Origin of the sequence: Streptomyces sp. CG4, from assembly GCF_041080655.1 — a bacterium.
Taxonomy (GTDB): Bacteria; Actinomycetota; Actinomycetes; order Streptomycetales; family Streptomycetaceae; genus Streptomyces.
The window spans coordinates 2,392,270-2,407,792 of the sequence record NZ_CP163525.1; the positions used below are offsets into that span (position 1 = coordinate 2,392,270).

The 15,523-nt window shown below is 69.7% G+C and carries 13 protein-coding genes and 1 pseudogene; 7 read left to right on the forward strand and 7 right to left on the reverse strand.

Features of this window, described 5'->3' with window-relative positions:
* From AB5L52_RS10935 to AB5L52_RS10965, 7 genes and pseudogenes are all read right to left on the reverse strand, one after another.
* Complete coding sequence (locus tag AB5L52_RS10935; RefSeq protein WP_351569382.1) at nucleotides 1-3,381, reverse strand: NB-ARC domain-containing protein; 3,381 nt, start codon at nucleotides 3,379-3,381, stop codon at nucleotides 1-3.
* 257 nt (nucleotides 3,382-3,638) lie between these two features.
* Nucleotides 3,639-3,848: pseudogene (locus AB5L52_RS10940) on the reverse strand (peptide-methionine (R)-S-oxide reductase); the annotation flags it as partial.
* A 106-nt stretch (nucleotides 3,849-3,954) separates the two neighbouring features.
* Complete coding sequence (locus tag AB5L52_RS10945) at nucleotides 3,955-5,628, reverse strand: hypothetical protein (protein WP_351569467.1); 1,674 nt, start codon at nucleotides 5,626-5,628, stop codon at nucleotides 3,955-3,957.
* Between the two features lie 179 nt (nucleotides 5,629-5,807).
* Complete coding sequence (gene msrB / locus AB5L52_RS10950; protein WP_351015599.1) at nucleotides 5,808-6,215, reverse strand: peptide-methionine (R)-S-oxide reductase MsrB; 408 nt, start codon at nucleotides 6,213-6,215, stop codon at nucleotides 5,808-5,810.
* A 14-nt stretch (nucleotides 6,216-6,229) separates the two neighbouring features.
* Nucleotides 6,230-7,621 (reverse strand): UDP-N-acetylmuramate--L-alanine ligase, encoded by a 1,392-nt coding sequence (murC, locus tag AB5L52_RS10955; protein WP_369363652.1) that lies wholly within the window; start codon nucleotides 7,619-7,621, stop codon nucleotides 6,230-6,232.
* Between the two features lie 82 nt (nucleotides 7,622-7,703).
* On the reverse strand, nucleotides 7,704-8,177 hold the full coding sequence (locus AB5L52_RS10960) for an indole-3-glycerol phosphate synthase (RefSeq protein WP_369363654.1): 474 nt from the start codon (nucleotides 8,175-8,177) through the stop codon (nucleotides 7,704-7,706).
* Nucleotides 8,178-8,306: 129 nt separating this feature from the next.
* A complete protein-coding gene (locus AB5L52_RS10965) occupies nucleotides 8,307-9,080 on the reverse strand; it encodes a pyrimidine reductase family protein (protein ID WP_369363656.1) in 774 nt (257 codons plus the stop codon).
* A 349-nt stretch (nucleotides 9,081-9,429) separates the two neighbouring features.
* On the opposite strand from AB5L52_RS10965, the gene zapE reads away from it, so the two are divergent.
* The 7 genes from zapE (at nucleotide 9,430) to AB5L52_RS11000 (ending at nucleotide 15,240) form a co-directional block, all read left to right on the forward strand.
* Nucleotides 9,430-10,533, forward strand: coding sequence for a cell division protein ZapE (gene zapE, locus AB5L52_RS10970; protein ID WP_369363658.1), 1,104 nt, complete (start codon nucleotides 9,430-9,432; stop codon nucleotides 10,531-10,533).
* Between the two features lie 199 nt (nucleotides 10,534-10,732).
* Nucleotides 10,733-11,128, forward strand: a complete 396-nt coding sequence (locus AB5L52_RS10975) for a hypothetical protein (protein ID WP_369363660.1) — start codon at nucleotides 10,733-10,735, stop codon at nucleotides 11,126-11,128.
* Nucleotides 11,129-11,254: 126 nt separating this feature from the next.
* Nucleotides 11,255-11,833, forward strand: a complete 579-nt coding sequence (locus AB5L52_RS10980) for a carbonic anhydrase (protein ID WP_351015616.1) — start codon at nucleotides 11,255-11,257, stop codon at nucleotides 11,831-11,833.
* 8 nt (nucleotides 11,834-11,841) lie between these two features.
* A complete protein-coding gene (locus AB5L52_RS10985; protein WP_369363662.1) occupies nucleotides 11,842-13,338 on the forward strand; it encodes a SulP family inorganic anion transporter in 1,497 nt (498 codons plus the stop codon).
* A gap of 150 nt (nucleotides 13,339-13,488) precedes the next feature.
* Nucleotides 13,489-14,289, forward strand: a complete 801-nt coding sequence (locus tag AB5L52_RS10990) for a slipin family protein (RefSeq protein WP_351569404.1) — start codon at nucleotides 13,489-13,491, stop codon at nucleotides 14,287-14,289.
* 10 nt (nucleotides 14,290-14,299) lie between these two features.
* Nucleotides 14,300-14,848 carry a YbhB/YbcL family Raf kinase inhibitor-like protein gene (locus tag AB5L52_RS10995; RefSeq protein ID WP_369363664.1) on the forward strand — a complete coding sequence of 183 codons (549 nt, stop codon included), beginning with the start codon at nucleotides 14,300-14,302 and terminating at the stop codon, nucleotides 14,846-14,848.
* Nucleotides 14,849-14,961: 113 nt separating this feature from the next.
* Nucleotides 14,962-15,240: a hypothetical protein gene (locus AB5L52_RS11000; protein WP_351015627.1), complete on the forward strand. Its 279-nt coding sequence runs from the start codon at nucleotides 14,962-14,964 to the stop codon at nucleotides 15,238-15,240.
* Nucleotides 15,241-15,523: the final 283 nt, after the last annotated feature.

A 15,523-nucleotide genomic window follows, 5' to 3' on the forward strand; every position in this document is an offset into this window, starting at 1 on the left:
CTACGCCTCCCGTCGCGGCAAACCGTCGTGAACTGCGAACACGTGGAGGGCGCCGTCACCGGTCACCGCGAGGTAGTGCCCCGACGGATCAAAGGAAGCGTCGTACACATAGCCGTTGACTCTGACCCAGCAGACCGGAGTCATGTCCGTCAGCCGGAAGAGGCCGACGTATCCCGGGTTGGCCAGTACCACGGCATGTGTCTCACTTGCCGAGATACGCCAGACCACACCGCTGCGGCCCGGGCGGGCTTCACTCTGCCTCGACCACGCGGTCGCCGCCGACACCGCCTCTCCCGTCACCGGCCAGACGGCGAAGACGGTGTCGTTCCATGAGCCGTCTCCGGCAGCTGCGACAACCCTGTCGCCACTCGGTGTGAAGCAGGCATCCCACCACATCCGAGCACCAGCAGGAGGGGCCAGCTCGGTCAGCGGTCTCCCGGGCGCGGAGAAGACCCGAAGAGGTTGCCGCCATACGCCGACCAGGTGGCCTTGGTCATCAGCGGCGAAGTCGACAACCACGGGAGGCCCGCCGCGGGGCCGCAGCTCTGACGGAACACCGACTTCTTCGGGCCACATGTGGCGCCCGGCCGGGTCTCGTCCGGAGAAGGGGAACCTGTCGTGAGCCTGAGCAGGCTCCTGCGACCAGAGACCCTGAGTCACCCAGTCGCCCCTCTCACCGGCAACGGCCAGCGACCGACCGTCGGGGCTCCAACGGACGTACGCCATAGCAACTGCGCGATGTGACGACGCAATCGCTGAATCCTGCCGTCGGGCATCCCAGATCTGGACCCCACGTCGATCGCCTGTTGTGGTGAGGGACCCGCCGTCCGGGCGCCAGGCCACCTGGTCTCGGCTGTTGTGCTCTCTGCTCAGTGAGATGGACCGTGACGGCACAGGCGCCGAGCCGCGATCCATATCGGCATCGGCGGGCACATCCCACAGCGTAAGCGTGCTGTGCCCTCGCCGCGGCCACGGGACGGCCTCCCTCACAGCGAGCCGTCTGCCGTCAGGCGACCAATGGACTGTAGCCACAGCACGATGAGCCGCCCGCCACAGGACCCGACGTGCGAGCGGGTCCACGATGACGACCGTGCCATCCAGTTCCAATGCGGCGGTGCTCCCGCCAGGCCTCCACGCCAAGGAACGGCCACGACCCGACAGAGACGCGGCGAGCCAGATGTCCGGCTCGTCTTGACTGTGCACGGGATCAGCCCACCTGCGCAGTACGCCGGCAGAACGCTTGCTGGAGTCCTTGACGCGAGTGTGCGCGACGAGACCGTGGCGTGGGTGCCAGGCGAGAGACAGTTCTCCCTCCCTGTCGAAACCACGGCCGGCGGTCAGCGGTTTCAATCCGGCGTCGTCAGAAGAGTCCCACAGGCACACCTCGGACTCACGAGCCACAGCCAGCGTCCTCGAGTCAGGGGACCAGCACAAGGCGGGCGCGGTCAGAGTCAGCAACGCTGCGGGAGCAGGCACGTGAATCCCGTTCACCTCCTTACCTGCCCCCACGTCGTAGACGTACAGGTCATAGCCGAAATTGCGCAGCCCTTCCCGAGGGTTGCTCTCTCTGTCATGCGCTGTCGGGCAGCGGTTCCCCAGCCCGAGAAATGCCAACCTGGACCCGTCAGGGCTCCACAGCACCCGATCCACCGCCGTGCAGACGGTTTCGACGGCAGCGCCCGACGCCCACCCACGATCCACATCGACAATCTCCAGGGTCGGCATCGCCCCCGCGATCGCGAGCAGCCGTCCCTCCGGATGCCAGTCGACGTCACGGCACTCACCCGGGGCGGTCACCGCACGGGTTCGTGTCAGTGCCCTGTCGTCATGGTCCATCGGCGGGTGCAGTGCCCATAGTCCACGCCTTCCGTGAGTCCGCCCTGATTCACGCAGCCAGCCGCAGACAGCCGTGTTCCCCAGTGAGCGATTTTCGAGGGTGACCGCCACGTCGCGTGGAGAGAGAGCGCCTGTCAGCAAGTGCGCCTCTCGCCTCAGGAGATCGACCATCTCCTGAGACCCCGCGTCCGTATCGACCAGTTCGCGGTACCGCACGAGATCCGCATCGGCGGCGGTCGGACCGGACACCGCGATTCGCCGGGACAGAAACCGAAGGTCCCGTAGTGTGCAGCCGAGTTCCTCCGTCAGATTCACTTGGATGAGGTGGAAAGACAGGCTGTCCGCGAAGAACCAGTACTCCTCGGCCAGTCCGTGCCATCCTCCGGGCGGCCGCAGAGCATCGAGAACCCGAATGCCTGCGCTGCGCACGCCCTCCGGCCTCATCGCACGCAGCGCCTCACGCATCACATCATGCAGGCGAAGACCCACCCCTTCGACATCAACGACCAGGGACCGGCTGATGAGGCGTTCTCCAACCGCCCGAGCCCGCACTTCACTGACCCCCCAGAGCAACCGAAGCAGTCGATACGGGATCGTCTCTCCCGGAGGAAACGCCGCCAGGTCGACGAAGCGGCCTTCGCTGCTGTCCTTGAGTGCCCTGAGGTCCTCAAGACTCAACTCAACGGTGCGCGTAATACCGCTTACGGCATCGGCGACAGTCAGGTCGTCGAGCGAAGCAATGCCCTGGTCGGCGAGCTCACGTGCCAGTTCGTCCACGGCGAGGGAAACGGACTTGCAGTGCCTGTCCACGAGATTACGCAACAGTCCCGAGGCAAGGGCCAGGGCCAGCGGCCAACGGCCGGTCCGGCACAGCAACGGCTCCACGGCACGTCCATCGCCCTCGCACACACCGAGCAGTTCGGTGGCTTCGGCGACCGTCATCTCTCCCACCGCGATGTGGGTTCCGCCCGGCAGCCCTCCGCGGCGAGTAGTGATGAGCACAGAGACACTGTCACCAAGGTTGAGAAAGGGACTCACGTCCGTTGCGCTCCACGCGTCGTCGACGACGACAAGAACTCGACGGCCCGCCAACGCCGATCTCACCGCCTGGGCAGCGGAGGCGACATCGGCATATGTGTCAGACGAGGAACCAGTCAGCAGGATCGCCATTCCGGTCAGCAGACGAACAACCCGGTCCGTTCCAGGCCTCTGTCCGACTTCTGCCCACAAGATCCCACCGGGGTACCACTCGCGTACCTCGGCGCTGGCACAAGCCCAGCTGGCCAGTGTCGTCTTCCCGAACCCTCCTGGACCATGCAGCACCACATGCCGCTCGCGCCGCCGCAGAGCGGCCATCAAGAGTCTGCCTTGGTCATCCCTGGGGACAAACCGCGACGGCACCGCAGGCGCCATGAGGGGGACCGGCACGTGCCCTCTGCCGAAGGGTGATGCTTGGACTCCTACGTGCAGGTTTTCAATGGTGCCTGCCTGCACCACGGTCTCGGCCCTGCCCGAGAAATGGTTGCGTACGTCCCTCCGCATCATGGCGCCATCTTCACAGCCCTCAGGCTTGGAATCCGACGAGACGGTGCGATTCGAGCAGAGCTGCCCGACGCGCCACAAGACCGTGTCCTGCTCTTTTCACCCTCACGTGGGCCGAGTCGAGACGACGCGCGAAACGTTGATCGGTCCGGCCTCGTCCAGCCGGTGCAGGATCGCCCCGCTGCCCGGTCGTAGAGCCAGTCCAGCTCGCCGAGGAGGGGGCACCTGCAACGTCCGCAGGACTGGGGCCGGTCTCCGGCTCACCCCTCGTCCGGCACCAATCGCAACGAGATCGAGTTGATGCAGTACCGCTGATCCGTCGGCGTCGGATACCCCTCGCCCTCGAAGACGTGCCCCAGATGCGACCCGCACCGCGCACACCTCACCTCCGTGCGCACCATTCCGTGGGAATGGTCGGACACCAGTTCCACCGCATCCGAGTTGCGTGCATCGTAGAAGCTCGGCCAGCCGTCGTGCTTCTCGGATTCACAGTTCTCAGCCTGAAGAACGCTCACGGCTGTTCACCTGAAAAGCGTGAAGAGCACCATCCGGTGGCAGAGATGCCACCGGTCCGGCTCACAGACCGTGTTCGTCCATCAGCCGCATCAGGTTCCGCTTGCGTTTCTGGGCGGTGCGCAGCGCCGTGACGTACGCAGCGAACTCCTCGTCTGTGCCCAGGCGGCGGTGACAGTCGCGGATGCTCAGCAGCAGGGCAACGAGCTGCTCGTAGACCGTGTTGCCGGTCTGCTTGGCCAGTGGCTCGGCCAGGCGCCGGTAGACGCCGAGCGCGTCGGCCGGACGGCCGTCGCGTGCCTGGTCGGCGAGGGTGAGCCACTGCCGGTCGTGGGCGCCGGATCGGGTGGCGGCCTGCCAGGCGGCGTCGACGTCCTTGTCGTCGAGCAGGGCGTCGATCAGGACAGGGCCGCCGTACCAGCCCTCGTGCCGGCCCGCGTCGGCGCGCAGCAGGTCCAGCGCCCCGTCGCGCTCCGCCGGCCAGCGGTCGGCGGCCTGCGCGGCGGCCCGTAGCTGCTGGTACGCGAGCAGAGAGCGGCGGGCACCGAAGTGGTCGCGGCGCAGGGCGACGGCATCCGGCAGACGGTCGGCTCGGGCGTAGCGGTCGGCGAGGTAGTCGACGAGGGCGGTGTCGACGGCGGAGAGGTCCCCGGATTCCCGGATGCCGCGTTGCGCCCAGCTCAGGGCCTCGTCGTAGCGCCGGGCGGTGTCCAGCTCGCGGGCGATGACCAGGTGCGTGTGGCCGTTCGGCGCGAGGTCGGCCGCGTGGACGGCGATCACCGTGTCGACATCGCCTCCCGCCTTGGCCACACGCTCCATCAGGTACTTCTCCGCCCAGCCACGACGATTGCCCCGCCACGCCTCGACGGCCGACTTCCGCAGGACGGCCATTCCCTCTTCGCCGAGAACGTCCTCGTAATCGAGCGGGTCGATGTCGGTCAGGCCGTCGTCGATGTCGCCGAGCGCATGGCCGACCAGCCAGCGCGCGAGCTCTTCGGGGTCGGGGCGTGCCGCACGGCACGCTTCGAGGTGGGCGTCGGCGAGGTCCGCACCGATCTGCCCGAGCCAGCCGTCCGAGTCGTCGACGCTCTCCACCGCCTCGGCGAGCAGCCGCATCGCCTTCCTCGCCAGGGTGATCGCGTCGGCGCCCCGGCCGGAGCCGGTGAGCGCCCTGATCGCGGAGACCGCCTGCCCGGCCTGGTCGGCGTAGGCGCGGGCATCGGCGTACTCGACGTACCCGTACTGCGCGAAAGGGCCGATGTCGAGCAGATCGCGGATACGGGCCCGGACCGCGGCAAGATCCCCGCGCACGCTCGCGGCCCGCAGTTCCAGGCGCCGCCGCAACTGCCGGTCCTGCTCGATCTGTTCCCGCAGTACAGCGAGCAACTCGTCCTTGGACAGGACAGAGAGCCATCCGTCGAGATCCTGCGCACGCTCCCGGGCCGCCTTCCTCTGCCGCGGCAGGCTCTCCCCTTGGGTGAGCACCCTCAGGCCGAGAGCGACGAGGTGCTTGCAGAAGTTGCCCTCCAGGCCGAACGGGCAGTCGCACTCGCCGGCCAATCCTCCGGGCCCCTCCAGGGTCAGCTCCACCTCGTACCGTTCAGTGCCGTGAACGGTCGCGGTGACCCAGCCGTCACCGACTTCGACCCCGGACACCGCGTCGAGGTACCCGAGGCCACGCTCGAAGGAACGAGCACCGGCCAGCTTCTTGAGGCTCGCCTCGGTCAGAGCACGCACAATCCTCATCCGCCCGACTGCGGTAGTGCGGTTGATACTCCGCCAGCCTAGGGGACCCGAGGGCTGCTCTTCACGGACGTAGCCGGTGGACGAACACCTCCGGCGGGGCGCAACTCCGCCGCGCGCCCCGCCGGGACAGGACCAGCATGGCCCATGCGCCGGGTGGCCGCTCCCTGTGATCAGCCCTCGTCAGGGACCAGGCGCAACGAGATCGAGTTGATGCAGTACCGCTGGTCCGTCGGAGTGGGATACCCCTCCCCCTCGAACACATGCCCGAGATGCGACCCGCACCGAGCGCATCGCACCTCCGTCCGCACCATCCCGTGGGAACGGTCTTCCACAAGTTCCACCGCATCCGAGTTGCGTGCATCGTAGAAGCTCGGCCAGCCGCAGTGCGACGCGAACTTCGTTTCCGAGGTGAACAGTTCGGCTCCGCAGGCGCGGCAGGAGTAGACGCCCTTGGTCTTGGTGTCCGTGTACTCACCGGTGAAGGCCGGTTCGGTGGCGGCCTGGCGCAGTACGGCGTACTCGGCCGGGTTCAGCTCCGCGCGCCACTCCTCGTCCGGCTTCTCGACGTCGTACGACATGAGCCTCAGCCCCTCTACTGCTGCGACAGGCGGTCCAGGATCAGCGGGCCCAGGTCGGTCACGTCGCCCGCGCCCATGGTGAGAACGAGATCACCGGGCTTCGCCATTCCCGCGATCACCGCGGGGATCCCGTCCTTGTCGTGCACGGCGGTGACGTCGGCACCGGCGGCGCGCGCGGCCTCGATGATCAGCTCGCTGGTCACGCCGGGGATCGGGTCCTCGCGGGCCGGATAGATGTCGAGGACCACGGAAGCGTCGGCGAGGGCCAGCGCCTGGCCCATCTCCTTGCCCAGCTCCTGGGTGCGGGAGAACAGGTGCGGCTGGAAGACGACGAGGATGCGGGCGTCGCCGGCGGCGGCACGCATGGCCTCCAGGTCGGCGGTCATCTCGGTGGGGTGGTGGGCGTAGGAGTCGATGACCTGCACCCCGGCGGCCTCGCCCTTGAGCTGCAGACGCCGCTTGACCCCGGTGTACGCGGCGAGCGCGGGCGCCAGTTCCGTGGCCGGGATGCCGAGCGCCGCACCGGCGGTGAGCGCGGCGACGGCGTTGAGGGCGTAGTGCCGGCCGGGCACGGAGACCGTGAAGGTCAGCTCCTGCCCGTCCAGGACCACGATGACCTGGCTCTTCAGCCCCTGCGGGACGATCGACAGCACCCGCACGTCGGCGTCCGCCGCCTCGCCGTACGTCACCGTCTTCACCAAGCCCGCGAGCCGCCGGGTCAGCTCCCGCGCGCCCTCGTGGTCGGCGGAGATCACCAGCGTGCCGCCGGGCACGATCTTTCCGGCGAAGGTCTCGAAGGACTCGTAGATCTCGTCCATCGAGGCGTAGTTGGCATGGTGGTCCAGCTCGACGTTGAGGACGATGGCGACCTCGGGCGCGTACTTGTGGAAGCTGCGGTCCGATTCGTCCGCCTCGGCGACGAAGATGTCGCCGTCGCCGTGCAGCGCGTTCGAGCCGGGCGCGTCCAGGTCGCCGCCGATGGCGTACGACGGCCGCAGACCCAGCTCGGAGAGCGAGACGGCCAGCATGGAGGTGGTGGTGGTCTTGCCGTGGGTACCGGCCACGGCGATCGGGCGCAGCCCCTCCATCAGCGCGGCGAGCGCGTCGGAGCGGTGCACCACCGGGATGCCCAGCTCGGCCGCGCGGGCCAGCTCGGGGTTGTCCTCGCGGATCGCCGACGACACGACGACACAGCTCGCGTCGTCGGCGAGGTGCTCCGTGGCATGCCCGATGTGCACGGTGACCCCGAGCACCCGCAGCGCCTGGGCGGTCGCCGACTCCTTGGCATCGCTGCCGGCCACCTCGGCCCCACGCTGCGCGAGGATCTTGGCGATCCCCGACATCCCGGCGCCGCCGATGCCGATGAAGTGCGGTCGGTCCATGGCGGCAGGAAGGCCGGGTGCCATGCGTATCTCCCCAGAGACGAATACGAGCTGAAGCAGGCCTAGCCTATGCCGAGCCCCGCACTTTCTCCGACAGCCGAGGTCACTACGCCTTGCTGTGCGAGAACAGCTTCAGCACCGGCACCCCCACCTTGTGCCGAGCCCGGGAAGCCCAGTCCCGGTGGAAGAACTCCTCCACGTAGTGGGGGTCGGTGAGCACGATCACCTCGTCCGCGGACACCTCCGCGACCAGCGATTTCAGCGCATCCAGCGGATGGTCCTCGACCAACCGCCCCTCGGCCTGACTCCCGGCCGCCCGCAGGGCCTGTACGGACACGTCCAGGGCCTGCCGTCCGACGCTCCTGGCGTCCTCCCCCTCCGGGGTCTCCCGCTCGCGCACCGCCTCGTCGAGTTCGCCAAGCGCGATGTCGTCGATGGCCCGCAGCAGGCGGTCCGCCTGGTCGCCGCGCGGCTGGAGGAGCACGTGGAAAGTGACCTGCTCGTCCCCGTGCAAGGTGGTGACGAACTCCACGTCGGCGGACGTCAAGGCCTTCTCGATCATCAGAACGCTTGTGAACACCAAACGCCTCTTCTCCTCCGTGGGCCCGGACGAGGCCCCTGCGGAAACCATCCTGCCCCGTGATCGCAGGGCTCTGCCGGACTAAGTCTGCCCCTCGGAAGCTAAACGGAACGACACATTCCGCTGATTTCAGGAGCGACGGTAGCGACCGAACAGAAATCCGGCGTCTTCGAGGAGGGACACGAGCTCGAACCGGCGCGGCACGGCGACCGACGGCCCCCCGGCGACGCGCTGTGCGTCCCCCGCGGTGAGCATGGGCGAGAGGGTCAGGCACATCTCGTCCAGCACCCCGGCCGCGATCAGCTGGCCGAGCAGCCGGGGACCGCCCTCGGTGAGCAGCCGGGTGTGGCCCAGAGAGGCGAGGGCGCGTACCGCGCGCGCGGGCTCGATGCCCCTGCCCTCACCGGCGATCACGACCTTGGCGCCGGCCTTCTCGGCGGCGGCGATCCGGTCGGGGGCGGCCGCGGCCCCGGTCAGGATCAGCGTGGGCACCAGGGGCGAGGTGTACAGCGGGAGCGAGAAGTCCAGGTCCAGGCTCGCGGAGACGACGGCGACCGCCGGAGCCGGGGCCTGGCCGGCGGCCTCGCGGGCCGCGGCGAACTCGGCACGCGCGCGTGCGGGGCGGTACACCTCCTGCCGCACCGTTTCCGCACCCACCACGATCACATCCGCGAGCGCCCGCAGCGTGCCGAAGATCCGCATGTCGGCGGCGCTGGAGATGGGCTGGGAGCGCCCCTCGTGCTGGGCGGCGCCGTCGAGCGTGGAGACCATGTTGGCCCGCAGCCAGGACCTGGGGGCGCCCGGCACCGGCTCCGGGTAGGCGTAGACGGCGGCCAGCTCGGCGAGGCTCCACTCACGATCGACGAACGCGTCGGCACCGGGCGCACCGAACACATCCGTCACACGGGCTCCGGGCACGTCCGTCACCGGAGCCTTGGGCTCACCCGCCACCGGAGCCTTGGGCCCACCCGTCACCGGAGCCCCTGGCGCACCCGACTCCGGGGCTCCTGGCGCACCCGTCACCGGGATCTCGTGGGCATCCGACACCCGTGCCCCGGAGCCCTCCGGCACCCGAACCCCGGGCCCCTGCGGCACCCGAGTCCCAGGCGCATCCGGCACACCGGTCCCTCCGGTCCCCCTCGCCCCCTCCCCCTCGGGTGCCCCGCCGGAGGCCTGGGCTGGTGTTTCATAGGTCACAGGGAACAGGCGTCGCATGTCGTGCAGTGTGGCACGGCGCTTACCATGAACAACCGTGTCGTCCTCCACCGCCGCCCCCGGACCCAGCCCTGTGACCGACGCGGGCCCCCTCTCCCTGTGCGCCCGTGAGCCGCGCGTCCCCGCGGACCGGCTGGTCGCCGAGATGGTGCCGCCGCCGCGCTTCGACTCGGTCCGCTTCTCGACGTACATACCGGACCCGAACCAGCCCAGCCAGACCGAGGCCGTACGGGTCCTCGAAGGCTTCGCGGGCGGACTCGGCGGGGCGCACGCCTCCGGCGCCGGCCGGCGCGGCTTCTTCGGTTTCGGCAGGCCCAGGGCGCCCAAGACCCCGGCCGGCCCGCGGGGGGTCTACCTGGACGGCGGCTACGGCGTCGGCAAGACCCATCTGCTCGCCTCCCTGTGGCACGCCACCCCCGCAGAGCCCGCCCGCAAGGCGTTCGGCACCTTCGTGGAGCTGACGAACCTGGTCGGCGCCCTCGGCTTCCAGCAGACCGTGCAGACCCTCTCCGGCCACAGCCTGCTGTGCATCGACGAGTTCGAGCTGGACGACCCGGGCGACACGGTCCTCGTCTCGACGCTGCTCGGCAAGCTGGTCGAGGCGGGCGTGGCGCTCGCCGCCACCTCCAACACGCTGCCCGGCAAGCTGGGCGAGGGCCGGTTCGCGGCGGCCGACTTCCTGCGCGAGATACAGGGCCTCTCGGCCCACTTCCGCGCCCTGCGCATCGACGGCGAGGACTATCGCCACCGCGGTCTGCCCGAGGCGCCGAAGCCCTTCACCGACGAAGAGGTGACGAAGGCGGCGTACGCCACCGAGGGCGCCGCGCTGGACGACTTCCCGCATCTCCTGGAGCACCTCGCCAAGGTGCACCCGAGCCGGTACGGCGCGCTGACCGACGGACTGACGGCGGTGTGCCTCACCGATGTGCGGCCGGTGCCGGACCAGTCGACCGCGCTGCGGCTCGTGGTGCTCGCGGACCGGCTCTACGACCGCGAGGTCCCGGTACTGGCCTCGGGGCTGCCGTTCGACCAGCTGTTCAGCGAGGAGATGCTGAACGGCGGCTACCGCAAGAAGTACTTCCGCGCGATATCCCGGCTCACCGCGCTGGCCCGCGACGCCAAGGGGCTCGTGGGCTCCTAGCCACTCACGCCTTTAGCCTCTCGCGGACTCCGGGTCAAGAGTCAGATCACGCCACGCGACCGGCACTTTTCACGCTTCCTTGCGCTTGTAACGCGCTGTTAACCCTGCAAAGGACTTTGCAGGGTTAATGTGCTTCTTGACCATCCATTGACCAATGCTTGGTCTAGACAAGAGGCGCGAGCATCCGTAAGGGGGGCGCATGTTCCGAGGTACGACGACCCCGACCCGCTTCGCGCTCCTCGCCGTGCTCCTGCTCGCACTCCAACTCTTCGCTCCCACGGGAACGTTCGCATCCGCGCACACGCTCAGTGATGCACAGGCCAAGGCCGGGCCGGTTCTGCCGTCCTCCGTACCGCCGGTGCGCGAGGACAAGGACTCGGCCCGCACCCCGTGCCGCCCGGGCCTCCCCGTGAGCACCCCACACCTTCGCGACCGGCAGCGCGGCTCGGCCTCCGGCCGGGCCCAGCAGCCGGAGTCAATAGCCGGCCGTGCGGCCGGTGCGGACACGCCGGACACCCCGGGCAGGCCGCACCCCCACGCCGCGAGAACCTCCAGAGCCCACACCCCGGCAGCGCTTCAGGTCTTCCGCTGCTGACCAGCCGGTGCGGCACCCGGTCAGGGAGCCGTGGCACCGGCCCGGGGAATCCGGGCCCTTCCCCCCCCACAAATGTCGTTCAAGTCCGACGCGCCCGTGCAGGCGCGCCAGGAGGAACCCATACACATGCAGCCCCTCATCGACAACGCCCGTACCTTCGGACAGCGCCCTGAGGAGTTCGCCAAGCTCGCCGAAGGCCAGTCCCCGCAGGTCCTGTTCATCACCTGCTCCGATTCCCGGGTCGTCCCGGCCCTGATCACGGGCGCCCGCCCCGGCCAGCTCTTCGAGCTGCGCACCGCGGGCAACATCGTCCCGCCCCACAACTCGCTCCACCCCACCAGCGAGGCCGCCACCATCGAGTACGCCGTGGAAGTACTCGGCGTCCGCGACGTCGTCGTCTGCGGTCACTCGCACTGCGGCGCCGTCGGTGCGCTGGTGCGCGGCGACGACCTGACCGCCGTACCCGCCGTGCGTGACTGGCTCGCGCACGCCACCCCGCGCCCGGCCGGCGCGGTCGAGGATCCGGCGGTCGCCCAGGGCGTGCAGGCGCACGTCCTCACCCAGTTGCTGCGGCTGCGCTCGTACCCCTGTGTCGAGCGGAAGCTGGCCGCGGGCCGGCTGGGCCTGCATGCCTGGTACTACGAGGTGCACACCGGCGCCGTACGGACGCACCGCCCGCAGACCGACACCTTCGAGTCCCTGTGAGCGCGCCGATGACCAGCAAGGACACCACCCTCATATCCCGCATGTCCCGCTTCCCGTATCTGCGGCAGGACTTCGCCGCCTCTCTCGTCGTCTTCCTGGTCGCGCTCCCGCTGTGCGTGGGCGTGGCCGTCGCCTCCGGGGTCCCGGCCGAACTCGGCCTGATCACCGGCATCGTGGGCGGGCTCGTCACCGGACTGATGCGTGGCAGCAGTCTGCAGGTGTCGGGCCCGGCCGCCGGCCTGACCGTGCTCGTCTTCGAGGCGGTCAAGGAGTTCGGGCTGCCCGTGCTCGGCGTGCTCGTGCTGGCCAGCGGAGTCCTCCAGATGGCCATGGGCCTGCTGCGGCTGGGCCGCTACTTCCGCGCCATCTCGGTCTCCGTCGTCGAGGGCATGCTGGCCGGAATCGGACTGGTGCTTGTCGCCGGGCAGTTGTACCCGGCGCTGGCGGCCAAGGCCCCCGACTCCGGACTGGGGAAAATCGCCGGGCTGCCCGGGGCGCTCCTGGACGCCTTCGGCGACGACAAGGCGGTGGCCTCGCTCGCGGTGTGCGCGGGCACGATCGCGGTGCTGCTGCTGTGGAAGCACGTCCCGGCGAAGGCGCGGACGCTGCCCGGCCCGCTGGCCGCGGTCGGCCTGGCCACGGTGGCCACGTTCGCGCTGGACCTGCCGGTGGCCACGGTCGAGGTGCAGGGCCTGCTGACGGCCGTACAGCCGCCGCCGCTCAGCGCGTTCGGCGAGCTGGCGAGTGTCGGACTGCTCGGTACCGTGGTCGCCTTCACCCTGATCGCCTCCGCCGAGTCGCTGTTCAGCGCGGCCGCCGTGGACCGGCTGCACACCGGGCCGCGCACCGCGTACGACAAGGAGCTGCTCGCCCAGGGCGCCGGCAACACGGTGTGCGGGCTGCTGGGCGCGCTGCCGATGACCGCGGTGATCGTGCGCAGCGCGGCCAACGTCCAGGCGGGCGCCCGTACGAAGGCCTCGCGGGTGCTGCACGGGGTATGGCTGCTGCTGTTCGCGGCGCTGCTGCCGGGCGTGCTGGCCTACATCCCGATCCCGGCGCTCGCGGGCATCCTGATCCACTCGGGCACCAAGCTGGTCCCGGTCCGGGCGCTGGCCGGGCTGTGGCGCGAACACCGGGGCGAGGCGCTGATCCTGTCCGTCACCGCCCTGTCCATCGTGGCGGTCAGCATGTTCGAGGGGGTGCTGATCGGTCTCGCGCTCGCCGTGGCCAAGACGGCCTGGGAGGCCTCGCACGTCAAGCTGGAGGTGATCGACAAGGGCGCGGGCCCGGTCGACGCCTACCTCGCGGGCAACGCGACCTTCCTGCGGCTGCCGAAGATCCTGGACAGCCTGGAGTCGCTCCCCCGGGACCGCCCGGTCCGGCTGGACTTGTCCGGCCTGCACCACCTCGACCACGCCTGCCGTACGGCCCTGGAGAACTGGGCGGAGCGGCACAGCGCGGCCGGGACGGAACCGGTGAAGGTCACGGCGGCGCAGGCCGTCTGACGGCCGCTTCCCCGGGCCCGGATGCCGGGCCGGGATGCCGACGCCCCTCGGTATCCCGGCCCGGTCCGCCCGGACCCCTCGGCAGAGCGGCCGAACCGGCTTATGGTTACAGCAGCGGACAAAAGCAGACCTCTCCGTGAGGAGGTCACCATGCTCCAGGAGCTGCTGGGCGCCATCGCGGCGGCGGGTTCCGCCGGCGTGGTCTATCTGGCGATGGCGGCGCGGGTCGTCAAGCAGTACGAACGCGGTGTGCTGTTCCGGCTCGGGCGCGTCACCGGTGATGCGAGAACGCCGGGCTTCACGCTGATCATCCCCTTCGTGGACCGGCTGCAGAAGGTCAACATGCAGATCGTGACGATGCCGATCCCGGCCCAGGAGGGCATCACCCGGGACAACGTCACCGTCCGCGTGGACGCGGTCGTCTACTTCAGGGTGATCGACGCGGAGAGCGCCCTGGTCAAGGTCGAGGACTACAAGTTCGCGGTGTCGCAGATGGCCCAGACGTCGCTCAGGTCGATCATCGGCAAGAGCGATCTGGACGATCTGCTCTCCAATCGCGAGAAGCTCAACCAGGGGCTGGAGCTGATGATCGACAGCCCGGCCGTCGGCTGGGGCATCCAGGTCGACCGGGTGGAGATCAAGGACGTCTCCCTGCCGGACACGATGAAGCGGTCCATGGCCCGCCAGGCCGAGGCCGACCGGGAGCGCCGGGCCCGGATCATCAACGCCGACGCCGAGCTTCAGGCCTCCAAGAAGCTGGCCGAGGCCGCCCAGCAGATGGCCGACACCCCCGCCGCGCTGCAGCTGCGGCTGCTCCAGACGGTCATGGCGGTCTCCGCCGAGAAGAACTCCACGTTGGTCCTGCCCATCCCGGTGGAGCTGCTGCACTTCCTGGAGCGAGGCAATCAGCAGCCCGTGCCGAACGGTGCCGGAGAGCTCCACTCCGGCTAGCGTGCCGGGTATGCGCAGGAGCTGGGTGATGGCCGTGGCCGCGATGGCCGTCGTAGCGGGCTGCGGGGACGACGGCGGTCCGGCCGCGGCACCCTCTCCCGGCACCGCCCACCTGACCGTCACCAGTACCGCGTACGGCGACGGCGGCACCATCCCGCGGCGCCACACCTGCGACGGCGCGGACGTGTCGCCTCCGCTGGCCCTCGCCGGCGTACCCGCGCGGACGGCCTCGCTGGCCCTGCTGCTGCGGGATCCCGACGCCCCGCACGGCACGTTCACGCACTGGCTGGTGTCGGACATCGACCCGCACACCCGGCAACTGGCCGCCGGAGAGCGGCCGCAGGGGGCGACCGAGGGCCGCAACGACTTCAAGCGGCCCGGCTACGGCGGCCCCTGCCCACCGCGCGGAGACCGCCCGCACCACTACGTCCTCACGGTCTACGCCGGCGACCGCCGCCTGTCGCTCGCCCCGGGGGCCGCTCCGGCCGACCTGCTGCGAGCGCTGTCCGGCCACACCCTCGCCGTGGGCACACTGATGGGCCGATACAGCCGCAAATAGTACCGAAATACGGCGCGTCGCTGTCCTTTTTGGTCGATTTTAATACTAATCTCCGTGACTGTAAGAGGTCGATCCGTTGCAGATCGCTTCCACTCTCACACCATGGAGATGACATGCACAGGCTTCGCAAGGCTGCCGTTCTAGTCGCCGCGCTCAGCACCGTCGGGCTCGCAACCGCAGGCACCGCCTACGCCGGCGGCGAGCACGGGAAAGAGGAGGGCGTCATGCAGAGTTCCAACTGCAAGGACCACGACCTGAACCTCGACGTCCTCGGCGAGGTCGGCATCCTCAACGGCCTGCTGGGCAACGCGCTCAACGGCGAGGGCGACCCCGGCGCACAGGACACACACATCGGCTCGACCATGGGCTGCAACAACAGCGCGGGCCACTGAGCGGCCCGTTGAGAAGCCCTTGACGGCGGAAGACGCTGGTCGGCCCGGCATCCGGTGGGCCGGGCGACCTCCGCACCGCCGGCAGGGGAATGCGTGGCGACCTCACCCGCGCGCGGACGAGTCCGTGAGCAGATCCGCAAGTGCGCGTGAGGTCGCCACGCCGTCGACGGCAGCGGAGTCGCGATACGCGCTCCGCTGCCGCTTCCGTTCCCGCGTGAGCACCGGCGGGCGCCGAGCCGCTGGGACAGCGGGATCCGCGAAGGCGCCGCCGGTGCGGCGGAAT

What these genes read in the sequence shown, in the direction of transcription:
- AB5L52_RS10935 (WP_351569382.1), bottom strand. Translation starts at nt 3,381, where the DNA reads ATGATGCGGAGGGACGTACGCAACCATTTCTCGGGCAGGGCCGAGACC.
- msrB (WP_351015599.1), bottom strand. Translation starts at nt 6,215, where the DNA reads ATGTCGTACGACGTCGAGAAGCCGGACGAGGAGTGGCGCGCGGAGCTG.
- murC (WP_369363652.1), bottom strand. Translation starts at nt 7,621, where the DNA reads ATGGCACCCGGCCTTCCTGCCGCCATGGACCGACCGCACTTCATCGGC.
- AB5L52_RS10975 (WP_369363660.1), top strand. Translation starts at nt 10,733, where the DNA reads ATGTTCCGAGGTACGACGACCCCGACCCGCTTCGCGCTCCTCGCCGTG.
- AB5L52_RS10980 (WP_351015616.1), top strand. Translation starts at nt 11,255, where the DNA reads ATGCAGCCCCTCATCGACAACGCCCGTACCTTCGGACAGCGCCCTGAG.
- AB5L52_RS10985 (WP_369363662.1), top strand. Translation starts at nt 11,842, where the DNA reads ATGACCAGCAAGGACACCACCCTCATATCCCGCATGTCCCGCTTCCCG.
- AB5L52_RS10990 (WP_351569404.1), top strand. Translation starts at nt 13,489, where the DNA reads ATGCTCCAGGAGCTGCTGGGCGCCATCGCGGCGGCGGGTTCCGCCGGC.
- AB5L52_RS10995 (WP_369363664.1), top strand. Translation starts at nt 14,300, where the DNA reads ATGCGCAGGAGCTGGGTGATGGCCGTGGCCGCGATGGCCGTCGTAGCG.
- AB5L52_RS11000 (WP_351015627.1), top strand. Translation starts at nt 14,962, where the DNA reads ATGCACAGGCTTCGCAAGGCTGCCGTTCTAGTCGCCGCGCTCAGCACC.